Source organism: Pseudomonas sp. BB438 (assembly GCF_057180225.1).
In genome coordinates this window covers 602,619-615,512 of the sequence record NZ_CM170001.1, presented here as the reverse complement: position 1 = coordinate 615,512, position 12,894 = coordinate 602,619, and the positions used below count along the sequence as shown (strand labels likewise).

The following is a 12,894-nucleotide window of genomic DNA, read 5'->3' as shown; positions in this document are numbered from 1 at the left end:
TTGAGTCGGCATGGGTGGGACGAGCCTGCGCGAGGTGCGCCGCGAAACGCCCCGGGTCAGCCACCTGCGAGGGGTTTGCCCAGCAGCACGGTGGTGAAGCCGCTGTGCCACTCCTTGTCGGGATAGAAGTCGACTTCCGCATAGCCGTGTTTGCCATAGAAGGTGCGCGCCTGGTGATTGAAGGTATCGGTCTCCAGGCGAACACACGCATGCCCCCCGCCGGCGATTGCCGTTTCGGCGTGCCGCAACAGCGCCGTGCCGATTCCGAGGCGTTGATGTCGGGGTGAAACATGCAGGGCATCGATGAAGTTGTCGCACCAGTCGAGCAAACCGACGACCTCGCCGTCGATGCAGGCGAGGTGAAAGAACGGCAACCGCTCGCGCACATAGACCTCAGTGTGTGCGGATGACTCGAAGCGCGCGATGGCTTCGACGGTCAGCTCGGGTTTCCAGGTGGCTTGGTAGGTGTCGCCGAGGATGCGCAGGATGGCATCGGCGTCGGCGCTTTCAGCGGGGCGGATAAGGATTGGAGTCGTCATGGGCAGCGAGCATAACGCAACGCAGGCCGTGGAAAAGCACGAAGCCCGGCGCAAGGCCGGGCTTCGTGGGAAGAAGGGAAAAGATCAGGCGGCGCGGCGCATCAGCCGTGACTGGATGCTCTGGTGCGCCACATGCAGGCGCAGGTAGAAGGTATTGCGGCTGCAGCGGCAGTGCCGGTATTTCTGGGCGGCCTCGCTGTCACGGTTGAGGTAGTGCTCGGTAACCACGTCCTTCTGCTCGTCGGGCAGGTGGTTGATGATCAGGTCCAGCTCCGCGACGCGATCGAGGATGACCTTGCTGCCCCGTGTGCCGCGAATCATCTCGCCCTTGTTGGCCATCATCATCGCCAGCAGGTTGCCTCCGGCATAACCGCCGCCGGCGCTGCCCGGGGTGTACATCTCCTCGGCCCAGAGCTTGAGCATTTCATCGATGGGTTTGATCACGCTGTTTCTCCCGCGCGGCTCAGTGCCGACGCTCCAGCTCATCCAGGGCCTGGCAGTCGATGCAGCGCGTGCAACCCGGCGCGGCCAGGCGGCGCGCCGGCGGGATGTCATCGCCGCAGTCTTCGCAGAACTCGGCGGAGCTGATGGCCGCCGAGGAACGGCGGCTGTGCAGCATGTCCTCGATGCGCTCCAGCATCAGGTCGTTGGCGTAGTCAGCGATATCAGCCACGGCGCACCTCCGTCTCGGCGGCGTGTGCGCAATGCCTGGCGTGTTGCAGGTGTTGATTCATGAAGGTCCTCCTGGCGACCTGCCCTCCGCGGTCGCCGAGCCTTCGGTCGGCCTGTGGTGGTCAGTCGCGATCTGTTCGTCGCAGACGCCTGACCGTCGTGGCGGCGTCCCTTGCCGGTGCGCGGGCGGTGCCTTCCCGGCCCGCCCGCGCCCTCCAGCCTGCCCCGCGCATCGCGCTTCGCAGGCAACCCACGGCGTCCTTGCCGCGGTGAAGGGGAAGCCGTTCGCTTCCCATCAGCCAATCGGACTTTGTCTGTCCGATGGACTGCTGGCTTTTATAATTACAACCATAGCTATATCAAGTCAACACCAAAGCTATTTACACGCTACAACCCAGGAGGTAGAGTGCCGCCATGGACAAGACTTCCTCATCGACGCTGGCCGACCGCCTGAAACAGGCGATGGCCTCGCGCAACCTCAAGCAGGAAACCCTGGCCGAAGCCGCCGGGGTTTCGCAGAACACCATCCACAAGCTGACCTCGGGCAAGGCGCAGAGCACGCGCAAGCTGATCGAGATCGCCAGCGCGCTCGGGGTCTCGCCGACCTGGCTGGCCACCGGCGAGGGATCGCCGACGCCGGGCACCAGCGCACCCGCGCCGCGCCCTGCCGACGGCAGCCCGTTGCGTCTGGAACCGCTGCACCCATGGGATAGCGACACACCGCTGGACGAGGACGAAGTGGAACTGCGCCTGTACAAGGAAGTGGAACTGGCGGCCGGCGCCGGCCGCACTGCAGTGCGTGAGATAGAGGGGCGCAAGCTGCGTTTCTCGTACGCCACGCTGCGCGCGGCGGGGGTCGATCCAGCGGCCGCGATTTGCGCCCAACTCACTGGCAACAGCATGGAGCCGCTGATCATGGATGGCTCCACCATCGGCATCGACACGGCCACCACGCACATCACCGACGGCGAGATCTACGCCCTGGAACACGAGGGCATGCTACGGGTGAAGTTCGTCTACCGCCTGCCGGGTGGGGGCATTCGACTGCGCAGCTTCAACCGCGATGAATACCCCGACGAGGAGTACCCGCCGGAGCAGTTCGACAGTGGGCAGATCCGCATGATCGGCTGGGTCTTCTGGTGGTCCACGGTGCGCCACCGTCGCGCACCGACACTGGTGCGCTAACACTGATTGGCAGACAAACAGCCCCGCTTCGGCGGGGTTTTTCTTGCGCGCCGATTGAAGAGAAATACAACCTTTGCTATATTTGATCCTGTCGCCACCACCATCGGAACAGGAGAGTCCCATGCAGTCGACCGCAGATATCCGCCCCGCCCCGCGCCCGGAGACGGTGAGCCTGGTCTATCAGATCTTCGGGGATGTCCTGGTGCCACTGGAGCAGGTGCGCGAGCGCTGGTTCCGCAACCTGAACCGGGAAAATTTCAGCAAGGCGCTGTCCTGCGGACGGATCGCCCTGCCGGTGACCACGCTGGACGACAGCCACAAGGCCATGCAGTACGTCGCGGTGGATCACCTGGCGGCCTATGTGGAAGAGCGTTCGCAGCAAGCGGACGCCGCGCTGGCCCGGCGCAGGGCGAACCTGCAGGTGGTGGAGGCGCGGCAGGCAGGCTGACCAAACCTGTAGGAGCGAGCTTGCTCGCGAACCGCCCAGAGACGGAGCAGCCGGAATACTCTGTTCGCGAGCAAGCTCGCTCCTACGAAGAGCCGCCCAGGCGACAACTTCGAGCCCAATAAAAAGCCCCGCCGAAGCGGGGCTTTTTCATCCAGTCAGCAACTCAGTCGCGACCATGCACCTTGGCGGTGTGCTCGGCCAGCGCCACGGCGCGGAACATCGCGCGGCGCTTGTTGATGGTTTCTTCCCACTCCGCCGCCGGCACCGAGTCGGCAACGATGCCGCCGCCGGCCTGGACGTGGAGTTCGCCGTTCTTGATTACCGCGGTACGGATCGCGATGGCGGTGTCCATGTTGCCGTTCCAGGCGAGGTAACCCACGGCGCCGCCGTAGACGCCGCGCTTGACCGGCTCCAGCTCGTCGATGATTTCCATCGCTCGGATCTTCGGTGCACCGGACAGAGTACCGGCCGGCAGGATGGCGCGCAGGGCGTCCATCGCGCTCAGCTCCGGCTTGAGCTGGCCGTTGACGTTGGAAACGATGTGCATGACGTTGGAGTAGCGCTCGATCACCATCTGCTCGGTAACCTTCACCGTGCCGGTGTCGGACACACGGCCAACATCGTTGCGGCCCAGGTCGATGAGCATCAGGTGCTCGGCGATTTCCTTGGCGTCGGACAGCAGGTCCTCTTCCAGCGCGCGGTCCGCCTCTTCGGTCGCGCCACGCGGGCGGGTGCCGGCGATGGGGCGCACGGTGACCTCGCCATCCTCGACGCGTACCAGCACTTCCGGCGAACTGCCGACGACGTGGAAGTCGCCGAAGTTGAAGAAGTACATGTAGGGCGTCGGGTTGAAGCAGCGCAGCGCACGGTACAGGTCGATGGGCGCGGCGGTGAAGTCGATGGACATGCGCTGCGACGGCACGACCTGCATGCAGTCGCCGGCGAGGATGTATTCCTTCACGGTGTCCACTGCGCGCTCATAATCCTCGCGGGTGAAGCTGGCGCGGAACTGTGGTTCAGGGGCGTTCACCGCGCTGAAATCCAGGCCGCGGCGCGGAGTGATCGGCTGGCGCAGGCGCTCCAGCAGCTCTTCCAGCTGGGCCAGGCCGTTGTCGTAGGCATCGGCCTGGGCCGGATCGGCAAGGACGATCGCGTGCATCTTGCCGGCGAGATTGTCGAACACGACCACCGCGTCGGAGACCATCAGCAGGATGTCGGGATTGTTCAGCGGGTCCGGGTTCGGGCACTGCGCCAGGCGCTGCTCGACGTAGCGCACGCAGTCGTAACCGAAGTAGCCGACCAGCCCACCGTTGAAGCGCGGCAGACCGGCGATGGTCGGTACGCGGTAGCGCTCCTTGAACTCCTCGACGAAGGCCAGCGGGTCGGCGCATTCGAAGCTCTCGGTCTCGACACCGTCGACCTTGATGCTCGCCCGGTGGCCGTACACTCGCAGCACGGTGCGGCTGGGCAGACCGATGATCGAGTAACGCCCCCACTTCTCGCCACCCTGGACGGATTCGAGCAGGTAGGTGTTGGGGCCGTCGGCCAGCTTCAGGTAGATCGACAGCGGGGTGTCGAAGTCGGCCAGGGTTTCGCAGGTCAGCGGAATGCGGTTGTAGCCTTCGGCGGCCAGGCGCTGGAATTCTTCGCGGGTCATGATCAGCCTCGTGGAATAAGAGCCTGTTTAGGATCTCGCGAGCTAGAGCGGAACAAGGCGAAATCGTTTGAGAGAGCGGAGTTTACACGCAGTAAATGAGCTTCTCGAAAGCGATTTCAACGCGGTGCCGCCGACGCGCAGCAGATAGTAAACGGGCTCTGAGGGGGGAAACGGACTTGGGTGCACACACGCCGGTCACACCGGCCACAGGATGTCAGGCGCGCCAGCGCCAGCGGGCCAGGGCCTTGATGACCTTCATCCAGAGTGTGTGGGGAGCCGTTTCCACGGTGCTGTCTCGCTGAGCGGGAGTTGAGGCGGAGTCGGGCAACACTATCGCTTTGCCCGAGTCGAAGCAAGGCAGCAGATGGCGCAGGTCGTCGAGCACCAGCGTCGGGGCTTCCTCGGCGATGGGGCGGCCGTGGTTGTAGCCGTAGCTCAGGCCCACGCTACGCACGCCGGCGGCCTTGGCCGCGAGAATGTCGTTGCGCGAGTCGCCGACGAACAACGCCTGCTCCGGCGAGACACCGGCCATCTTCATCACGAACAGCAGCGCGGCCGGGTCAGGCTTCTGCTGTGGCAGCGTGTCGCCGCCGATGATCCAGCGGAAGAACTTGCCCAGCTTCATCTCGTCCAGCAACGGGCCGACGAACCGCTCGGGCTTGTTGGTGATCAGCGCCAGCTCGACGTCACGCTTCTTCAGCCACTTCAGGGTCTCGATCACGCCGGGGTAGACCACGGTCAGCGCATGGCTGTCAGCGTAGGCATCCATGAACAGTTCGAGGGCGCGCTCGGTGTCTTCCTCGCTGACGTCATCGTGCTCGATGTCATTGGCCAGGGCGCGGCGCACCAGCACCCGCGCACCGTTTCCGACCCAGTGGCGCACGGCGTCGAGCCCCGCTGGCTGGCGACCGAGCGCCAGCAGCATCGTGTCCACCGCAGCGGCCAGATCGGGAACCGAATCCACCAGGGTGCCGTCCAGGTCGAACATCACCAGACGCGGCAACCCGGCGAACGGCAGTTGTGCAGCACTCATCACGTGCGCGCCTGCGCCAGCTCAGCGTGCATGGCGCGGATGACCTCGGCGTAGTCCGGTGCGTTGAAGATGGCGGAGCCGGCGACGAAGGTGTCGGCGCCCGCTTCGGCGATCTCGCGGATGTTCTTCACGTTCACCCCGCCGTCGATCTCCAGGCGGATATCGCGGCCGGAGGCGTCGATCAGCGCGCGGGCTTCGCGGAGCTTGTCGAGGGTGCCGGGGATGAACTTCTGCCCGCCGAAGCCGGGGTTCACGCTCATCAGCAGGACCATGTCGATCTTGTCCATCACGTACTTCAGCGCGTCCAGCGAGGTGGCTGGGTTGAACACCAGGCCGGCCTTGCAGCCGCCGTCCTTGATCAGTTGCAGGGAGCGGTCGATGTGCTGCGAGGCTTCCGGGTGGAAGGTGATGTAGGTGGCGCCGGCCTCGATGAAGTCACCGATGATGCGGTCCACCGGGGAGACCATCAGGTGCACGTCGATGGGCGCGGTGACGCCGTACTTGCGCAGCGCCGTGCAGACCATCGGGCCGATGGTCAGGTTCGGCACGTAGTGGTTGTCCATCACGTCGAAGTGGACGATATCGGCACCGGCAGCGAGCACCTTGTCCACATCCTCACCCAGGCGGGCGAAGTCGGCGGACAGGATCGACGGAGCGATGGCGTAGGGTTGCATGGCGCACCTCTGTGGGCGGAAATCACGGATGGCGCGCATTGTAGCCGCTCGGGCGACTCGAAGGGGATTCGACCGATAGCCGATGCGAAAAGTACTGGAGGGGCAGGAAAGTCAGGCAAAAAAAATCGCGGCTCGGCCCCGCCCCTGTGGGTGAGCACAGGGGCGCGACCGTCCGCGAAACACTGTGAATCAGGACGTCGGTGCGGTACGCAGTTTCTCGCTGCGGCCGCGCAGCCACTCGAGGGTCAGCAGGAGCACGACGGAGAAGCCGATCAGCAGGGTCGCCGCGGCGGCGATGGTCGGGCTGAGGTTCTCGCGGATGCCGCTGAACATCTGGCGCGGCAGGGTGGCCTGCTCGGGGCCGGCGAGGAACAGGGTCACCACCACTTCATCGAAGGAGGTGGCGAAGGCGAACAGCGCGCCGGAAATCACACCGGGAGCGATCAGCGGCAGGGTGACCTTGAAGAAGGTCAGCACCGGCGGCGCGCCCAGACTGGCAGCGGCGCGCACCAGGTTGTAGTTGAAGCCCTGCAGGGTCGCCGACACGGTGATGATCACGAACGGCACACCCAATACGGCGTGGACGATGATCAGCGAGATGTAGCTGTTGCCCAGGCCCAGCGGCGCGAAGAACAGATAGCTGGCCACGCCGATGATCACCACCGGCACGACCATCGGCGAGATCACCAGGCTCATGATCAGCGCCTTGCCGCGGAACTCGCCGCGGGTCAGGCCGATCGATGCCAGGGTGCCGAAGACCATCGCCAGCACGGTGGCCGCCGGGGCGACGATGATGCTGTTGGTCAGCGCACGCATCCACTCGGCGGAGTTGAAGAAGTCGGCATACCAGCGCAGGGAGAAGCCCTGCAGCGGGTAGACCAGGAAGGTGCCGGAGTTGAACGACAGCGGCACGATGACCAGTACCGGCAGCACCAGGAACAGCAGGATCAGGCCGCAGAGGGTGCGCAGGGTGTAGAACCACACGCGCTCGATCGGGGACATGTAGGGGCTCAGCATCTTCTTCTCCTCATCAGCCCAGGCGCAGGCGGCTCGCGCCCACCAGCCAGCCATAGATCACGTAGAGCACCAGGGTGGCGAACAGCAGTAGGCCGCCCAGGGCCGTGGCCATGCCCCAGTTGATGGTGGTGTTGGTGTAGAAGGCGACGAAGTAGCTGACCATCTGATCGTTCGGGCTGCCCAGCAGCGCCGGGGTGATGTAGTAGCCGATCGACAGGATGAACACCAGCAGGCAACCGGCGCCGACGCCGGCGACGGTCTGCGGGAAGTAGACCTTCCAGAAGCTGGCGAACGGATGGCAGCCCAGCGAGATCGCGGCGCGCATGTAGCTGGGGGAAATACCCTTCATCACGCTGTAGATCGGCAGGATCATGAACGGCAGCATGATGTGGACCATGGAGATGTACACGCCGGTGCGGTTGAACACCAGCTGCAGCGGCTGGTCGATCAGGCCCATCTTCAGCAGCGCGCCATTGATCAGGCCGCCCGACTGCAGCAGGACGATCCACGCGGCGACGCGTACCAGGATCGAGGTCCAGAATGGCAGCAGCACCATGATCATCAGCAGGTTGGACTTGCGGGTCGGCAGGATCGCCAGCAGGTAGGCCAGCGGGTAGGCCAGCGCCAGGCAGATCAGGGTGATCACCGCGCCCATCCAGAAGGTACGGGCGAAGATGTCCAGGTAGATCGACTGGTCGGGCGTGGCGCGGGCGATTTCGCCCAGGTCATCGATGCGGTGATCGAGCGCCGCCAGCAGGTAATAGGGGGTGACGGAGCTGGCGTTGCGACGGATCGCCTGCCAGTAGGCCGGGTCGCCCCAGCGCTCGTCGAGACCTTCCATCGCGTCCTTGTACGACGCCGGCTGCTCCTTGAACGGCAGCGCGCGGGCGGTCTTGGACAGCAGGCTGCGGTAGCCGGCCAGCTCCATGTTCAGGCGCTTGGACAGGTCACCGATGGTCTGGTTCTTGCGCGCGGCGACCAGGTCGTCGCTCAGCGCCTTGTACACCGCGTCCGAAGGCAGCGACTTGCCGTCCCATTCGGAAATGGCGTTGACGGTCAACGGCAGTGCGCCGACGACCTCGGGGTTGTTCACGCTCTTGTAGAGCAATGCCGCGATGGGCACGAGGAAGGTCAGCAGGAGGAAGAGCAGCAGGGGCAGGACCAGCGCCTGCGACTTCAGGCGGTTCATCCGCTCCGCGCGCGCCAGGCGCTGCTTGAGGGTGGGGCCGGCGACCTCGTTCATCGACACAGCGGTGGCCATAGCGAACTCCGGTAAAACGGGCCGCCCGGGAGCGGCCAAGGTGTGGTGTCAGGAGGAGCCGCCGCGAGGGGGCGGCGGTTCCGGTCCGTCGCGGCTCGGGCAGCCGCGAGGGTCAGGGGACGCTTACTTGGCAGCCCAGGCGTTGAAACGCTGTTCCAGCTGCTCGCCATAGTCAGCCCAGAAGGTCACGTCCATACCGACCTGGCCCTGCATGTTTTCCGGGGTGGTCGGCATGTCTTTCAGCAGTTCCTTGCTCAGCAGCGGTACGGCGTTCTTGTTGACCGGGCCGTAGGCGATGTTTTCGGAGTAGGTCTTCTGCTGCTCGGGCTGAACCGAGAAGGCGATGAACTTCAGGCTCTCGTCGACCTTCTTGGCGCCTTTCGGGATGGCCCAGGCGTCGAAGTCGTAGATGCCGCCGTTCCAGACGATCTTGAGGTTGCTCTCTTTCTGCACGGCGGCGATGCGGCCGTTGTAGGCAGAGCTCATGACCACGTCACCGGAGGCGAGGTACTGCGGCGGCTGAGCACCGGCTTCCCACCACTGGATGCTCGGCTTGATCTCGTCGAGCTTCTTGAACGCGCGGTCCTGGCCTTCCTTGGTAGCCAGCACCTTGTAGACGTCCTTCGGCGCAACGCCGTCGGCCATCAGGGCGAATTCCAGGGTGTACTTGGCGCCTTTGCGCAGGCCGCGCTTGCCCGGGAATTTCTGGGTGTCCCAGAAATCGGCCCAGCTGGTCGGTGCGGTCTTCAGTTTGTCGGCGTTGTAGGCCAGGACGGTGGACCACACGAAGAAGCCGACGCCGCAGTTGCTCACGGCACCCGGGACGTAGTCTTCGGCCTTGCCGAGAATGGCCGGGTCGATGGTCTCGAACAGGCCTTCGTCACAACCGCGGGCCAGCTCCGGCGATTCGACTTCCACCAGGTCCCAGGAGACGCTGTTGGTATCGACCATGGCCTTCACCTTGGCCATTTCACCGTTGTACTCGCCGGCGACGATCTTGTTGCCGGTGCTCTTCTCGTAGGGGCCGTAGAACGCCTTCACCTGGGCGTTCTTGTTGGCGCCACCGAAGGACACCACGGTCAGGTCGGTGGCGGCCATGGACTGGGCCGCGAAGGCCACGCCCAGAGTCAGCGCTGCGAGTTTGAGCCCCGATGCTTTCAAGGACTTCGACATTATTGTTGTCTCCACAGTGTGCAGGTTTGTTTTTCTTGGATGCGTCCGGGAGTGGCCGGGCCGCGCTGTTACACCGCGGACAGTGGGTCGAGCGCGCGGACGTGCTCGACTTCCCAGCCCAGCGGAACCACGTCGCCAACACTGAGCGCAGGATCGAGCTCGGCGATCGGCTGTTTGACGAAGAAATCGGTACGGCCGCAGACCTCCAGGCGAATGCGCACGTGGTCACCCAGGTAGATGAACTCGGCGACGCGGCCGGAGAAGCGGTTCACGCAGTTTTCGCTGTGGCCGTTCAGGCGCACGCGCTCGGGGCGGATCGACAGGCTGACGGTGTCACCAACATTGCCGACGTTGATCGCCAGTGCCTCGACCTTCTCGCCACGGGCCAGACCCACGGTGCAGCGGTCGCCATTGCGGGCCTGGAGCTGGCCGGCAATGCGGTTGTTCTCGCCGATGAAGTTGGCGACGAAAGAGTTGCGCGGGTGTTCGTAGAGCTCGGCCGGCGGGGCGATCTGCTGGATCTCGCCCTGATGGAACACGGCCACGCGGTCGGACATGGTCAGGGCTTCGCCCTGGTCGTGGGTCACGTAGACCACGGTCACGCCCAGACGCTGGTGGATGTGCTTGATCTCCATCTGCATGTGCTCGCGCAGTTGCTTGTCGAGCGCACCCAGGGGTTCGTCCATCAGTACCAGCTGCGGCTCGAAGACCAGCGCACGGGCCAGGGCCACGCGCTGCTGCTGACCACCGGAAAGCTGACCGGGATAGCGACCGGCGAAGGTGTCGAGCTGGACCATCGACAGCGCACGCTTCACACGTTCGCTCACATCGGTCTTGCTCATGCCGCGCACGGAGAGCGGGAAGGCGAGGTTCTCGGCCACCGTCATGTGCGGGAACAGGGCATAGTTCTGGAACACCATGCCGATGTCGCGCTTGTGCGGGGGGACGTTGTTGATGGCGCGGCCGGCGAGCTGGATTTCACCGGCGGTGGGAGTTTCGAAACCAGCCAGCATCATCAGGCTGGTGGTCTTGCCGGAACCGGACGGCCCCAGCAGTGTCAGGAATTCGCCTTTGCGAATGTCCAGATTGAGGTCCTTCACGATGAGGGATTCGCCGTCGTAGCTCTTCTGGACGCCACGGAAACTCACCAGCACATCGTTTGCCTGATTCTCGGCCATCACCGCACCTTTGTTTTTTTGTAAATGCCGTTGATCTCAAGCCTAGAGAAGCTGGACCGGCGCGCAAATCGGGCGGTATGAGAGATTGCTATAAGGCTTAGAGAGGATGCTTTGTAGGGATCGCCCTACAAAAAATAGCGAATTGGCATGTCGGACCCGCAGCGCGTGCAGCGGGTCCCGACGGCAGCCGTCAGCGCTTGGCCCAGGCCTGGAAACGCTGCTCCAGCGCATCCCCGTGCTCGGCCCAGAACGCCACGTTCATGCCCACGGCATTGGCGATGTTCTGCGGCGCGGTGGGTAGGTTGGCGGCGACGTCCGGCGCCAGCAGTTCCACGGCCTTGCGGTTGGTCGGACCGTAGGAAATGTTCTCGGCGAAGGCCTTCTGCTGCTGCGGCTGGCCGGCGAAATTGACGAACTGTTCGGCCAGTTCCTTCTTGAACACGCCCGAGGGCAGCGCCCAGAAATCGAAGTCGTAGATGCCGCCGGCCCAGACCATGCGGAAGCCCTTCTGCTCGGCCTGTGCCGCGGCGATCCGGCCGTTGTAGGCGGAGCTCATCACCACGGTGCCGTCGGCGAGATCACGCACCGGGTCCTGGCCGGACTTCCACCAGTTGATGTTCGGCTTCAGCTCATCGAGCTTGCGGAAGGCACGGTCGACGCCGTCATTGGTGGCGAGCACCTTGTAGACGTCCTTGGGCGCGACGCCGTCGGCCATCAGGGCGAATTCGAGGCTGTACTTGGCGCCCCAGCGCAGGCCGCGCTTGCCGGGGAATTTCTTCGTGTCCCAGAAATCCGCCCAACTGGTGGGCGTGCCCTGCAGCTTGCTCTGGTTGTAGGCCAGCAGCGTGGTCCAGACGAAGATGCCGACGCCGCAGGGCTGCACGGCGCCGGGAACGAAGTCGGCGGTGTTACCCAGGGTCTTGGGATCGAGCTTCATGAACAGCCCTTCCTCGCAGCCGCGTGCGAGCTCGGGGGCCTCGACTTCCACCACGTCCCAGGAGACATGGCTGATTTCCACCATGCGCTTGAGCTTGGCCAGGTCGCCGTTGTAGGAGCCGTGGACGACGGCGTTGCCGGTCACTTCCTTGAACGGCTTGTAGAAGGCCGCTTCCTGGGCCTGCTTGTTGGCGCCACCGAAAGAAATCACCGTGACATAGTCCGCCAGCGCCGGCATCGCAGCGCTCCCCAGCAGGCCGAACAGCAGCCCTCCCCTTACCGCTCGCAACATCTTCTTCTCCTTGTTATCACGACGTACTGCATGAAGCCGGCCATCATTCCCTGCCTCACGCCCGCTAGATAGACGGCTTGTTACAGAAATCGGACACGTCGCACAGAGTGAAGGGAAAATTCAGCGAGCCATCTGCCGCAGATCAAGTCGGCAGCGCGGGCGGGATCAGACGAGCTTGTGCTCCATGGCGTAGCGCACCAGATCCGCCACCGAGTTGGCGTTGAGCTTCTGCATCAGCCGCGCCTTGTGGGTACTGATGGTCTTGCTGCTGACCGCCAGTTGCTGGGCGATCTCGTTCACGCCTTCGCCCTGCACCAGGCGCTCGAACACCGAGAATTCGCGTTCGGAAAGCAGCGCGTGGGGCGGCCGCGAGTCGGTGAGACCGACTTCGAAAACCATGCGATCGGCGAGATCGGGATCAATGTACCGACCGCCGCTGGCGACCTTGCGGATCGCCGTGAGCAGCAGCGCCGGATCGCTGTCCTTGGTGGCGTAGCCGGCGGCACCTACCTTCAGTGCGCGGGCGACCATCTGCACCTCGTCGTGCATGGACAACATGAGAATCGCTGGCGGGTTGTTCAGTGCGCGAATGCGCGGGATGGCTTCGAGGCCGTTGACACCGGGCATGGAGATGTCCAGCAGGACCACTTCGCAGGGCGTCTGGCGCAGGGTTTCGAGCAACTGCTCGCCGTTGGTGGCTTCCCCCACCACCTGCAGGTCCTTGGCCATGCCGATCAGTTGCTTGATGCCCTCGCGCACGATCGTATGGTCTTCCGCCACCAGCACTCGAATCACCGCCTTTCCTCCCGTTCCACGCTTGTCATTGTCG

Annotated in this window: 14 protein-coding genes; 2 read left to right on the top strand and 12 right to left on the bottom strand. The window is 64.3% G+C overall.

Features of this window, described 5'->3' with window-relative positions:
• Window positions 1-56: 56 nt before the first annotated feature.
• From AC1ZV1_RS02915 to AC1ZV1_RS02905, 3 genes are all read right to left on the bottom strand, one after another.
• Window positions 57-539, bottom strand: coding sequence for an N-acetyltransferase family protein (locus tag AC1ZV1_RS02915; RefSeq protein WP_484295461.1), 483 nt, complete (start codon window positions 537-539; stop codon window positions 57-59).
• 84 nt (window positions 540-623) lie between these two features.
• Window positions 624-983, bottom strand: a complete 360-nt coding sequence (locus AC1ZV1_RS02910) for a PA0613 family protein (protein WP_484295460.1) — start codon at window positions 981-983, stop codon at window positions 624-626.
• A 19-nt stretch (window positions 984-1,002) separates the two neighbouring features.
• Complete coding sequence (locus tag AC1ZV1_RS02905; RefSeq protein ID WP_253442620.1) at window positions 1,003-1,212, bottom strand: TraR/DksA C4-type zinc finger protein; 210 nt, start codon at window positions 1,210-1,212, stop codon at window positions 1,003-1,005.
• Window positions 1,213-1,625: 413 nt separating this feature from the next.
• On the opposite strand from AC1ZV1_RS02905, the gene AC1ZV1_RS02900 reads away from it, so the two are divergent.
• Together AC1ZV1_RS02900 and AC1ZV1_RS02895 are read left to right on the top strand one after the other, a co-directional pair.
• Window positions 1,626-2,396, top strand: a complete 771-nt coding sequence (locus tag AC1ZV1_RS02900; protein WP_484295459.1) for an XRE family transcriptional regulator — start codon at window positions 1,626-1,628, stop codon at window positions 2,394-2,396.
• Between the two features lie 121 nt (window positions 2,397-2,517).
• Window positions 2,518-2,844, top strand: a complete 327-nt coding sequence (locus AC1ZV1_RS02895) for a pyocin activator PrtN family protein (RefSeq protein ID WP_484295458.1) — start codon at window positions 2,518-2,520, stop codon at window positions 2,842-2,844.
• A gap of 163 nt (window positions 2,845-3,007) precedes the next feature.
• On the opposite strand, the gene trpE is transcribed toward AC1ZV1_RS02895, so the two are convergent.
• The 9 genes from trpE to AC1ZV1_RS02850 all read right to left on the bottom strand — a co-directional run bounded on the left by trpE (window position 3,008) and on the right by AC1ZV1_RS02850 (window position 12,860).
• On the bottom strand, window positions 3,008-4,501 hold the full coding sequence (gene trpE / locus AC1ZV1_RS02890) for an anthranilate synthase component I (protein ID WP_484295457.1): 1,494 nt from the start codon (window positions 4,499-4,501) through the stop codon (window positions 3,008-3,010).
• A gap of 214 nt (window positions 4,502-4,715) precedes the next feature.
• Window positions 4,716-5,534, bottom strand: a complete 819-nt coding sequence (locus AC1ZV1_RS02885) for a phosphoglycolate phosphatase (protein WP_484295456.1) — start codon at window positions 5,532-5,534, stop codon at window positions 4,716-4,718.
• Complete coding sequence (rpe, locus tag AC1ZV1_RS02880) at window positions 5,534-6,208, bottom strand: ribulose-phosphate 3-epimerase (protein WP_484295455.1); 675 nt, start codon at window positions 6,206-6,208, stop codon at window positions 5,534-5,536. Before rpe ends, AC1ZV1_RS02885 begins: the two co-directional genes overlap by 1 nt.
• 189 nt (window positions 6,209-6,397) lie before the next feature.
• Window positions 6,398-7,225: an ABC transporter permease gene (locus tag AC1ZV1_RS02875; protein WP_484295454.1), complete on the bottom strand. Its 828-nt coding sequence runs from the start codon at window positions 7,223-7,225 to the stop codon at window positions 6,398-6,400.
• Window positions 7,226-7,238: 13 nt separating this feature from the next.
• Window positions 7,239-8,486 carry an ABC transporter permease gene (locus tag AC1ZV1_RS02870; protein ID WP_484295453.1) on the bottom strand — a complete coding sequence of 416 codons (1,248 nt, stop codon included), beginning with the start codon at window positions 8,484-8,486 and terminating at the stop codon, window positions 7,239-7,241.
• 123 nt (window positions 8,487-8,609) lie between these two features.
• A complete protein-coding gene (locus AC1ZV1_RS02865) occupies window positions 8,610-9,659 on the bottom strand; it encodes an ABC transporter substrate-binding protein (protein WP_484295452.1) in 1,050 nt (349 codons plus the stop codon).
• Window positions 9,660-9,727: 68 nt separating this feature from the next.
• Window positions 9,728-10,837 (bottom strand): ABC transporter ATP-binding protein, encoded by a 1,110-nt coding sequence (locus AC1ZV1_RS02860; RefSeq protein ID WP_484295451.1) that lies wholly within the window; start codon window positions 10,835-10,837, stop codon window positions 9,728-9,730.
• A gap of 190 nt (window positions 10,838-11,027) precedes the next feature.
• Window positions 11,028-12,065 carry an ABC transporter substrate-binding protein gene (locus AC1ZV1_RS02855; protein WP_484295450.1) on the bottom strand — a complete coding sequence of 346 codons (1,038 nt, stop codon included), beginning with the start codon at window positions 12,063-12,065 and terminating at the stop codon, window positions 11,028-11,030.
• A gap of 165 nt (window positions 12,066-12,230) precedes the next feature.
• Window positions 12,231-12,860, bottom strand: a complete 630-nt coding sequence (locus AC1ZV1_RS02850; protein ID WP_138212997.1) for a response regulator — start codon at window positions 12,858-12,860, stop codon at window positions 12,231-12,233.
• Between the last annotated feature and the right edge of the window lie 34 nt (window positions 12,861-12,894).

What these genes read in the sequence shown, in the direction of transcription:
- AC1ZV1_RS02860 (WP_484295451.1), bottom strand. Translation starts at nt 10,837, where the DNA reads ATGGCCGAGAATCAGGCAAACGATGTGCTGGTGAGTTTCCGTGGCGTC.
- AC1ZV1_RS02855 (WP_484295450.1), bottom strand. Translation starts at nt 12,065, where the DNA reads ATGTTGCGAGCGGTAAGGGGAGGGCTGCTGTTCGGCCTGCTGGGGAGC.
- AC1ZV1_RS02915 (WP_484295461.1), bottom strand. Translation starts at nt 539, where the DNA reads ATGACGACTCCAATCCTTATCCGCCCCGCTGAAAGCGCCGACGCCGAT.
- trpE (WP_484295457.1), bottom strand. Translation starts at nt 4,501, where the DNA reads ATGACCCGCGAAGAATTCCAGCGCCTGGCCGCCGAAGGCTACAACCGC.
- AC1ZV1_RS02875 (WP_484295454.1), bottom strand. Translation starts at nt 7,225, where the DNA reads ATGCTGAGCCCCTACATGTCCCCGATCGAGCGCGTGTGGTTCTACACC.
- AC1ZV1_RS02885 (WP_484295456.1), bottom strand. Translation starts at nt 5,534, where the DNA reads ATGAGTGCTGCACAACTGCCGTTCGCCGGGTTGCCGCGTCTGGTGATG.
- rpe (WP_484295455.1), bottom strand. Translation starts at nt 6,208, where the DNA reads ATGCAACCCTACGCCATCGCTCCGTCGATCCTGTCCGCCGACTTCGCC.
- AC1ZV1_RS02870 (WP_484295453.1), bottom strand. Translation starts at nt 8,486, where the DNA reads ATGGCCACCGCTGTGTCGATGAACGAGGTCGCCGGCCCCACCCTCAAG.
- AC1ZV1_RS02900 (WP_484295459.1), top strand. Translation starts at nt 1,626, where the DNA reads ATGGACAAGACTTCCTCATCGACGCTGGCCGACCGCCTGAAACAGGCG.
- AC1ZV1_RS02895 (WP_484295458.1), top strand. Translation starts at nt 2,518, where the DNA reads ATGCAGTCGACCGCAGATATCCGCCCCGCCCCGCGCCCGGAGACGGTG.
- AC1ZV1_RS02865 (WP_484295452.1), bottom strand. Translation starts at nt 9,659, where the DNA reads ATGTCGAAGTCCTTGAAAGCATCGGGGCTCAAACTCGCAGCGCTGACT.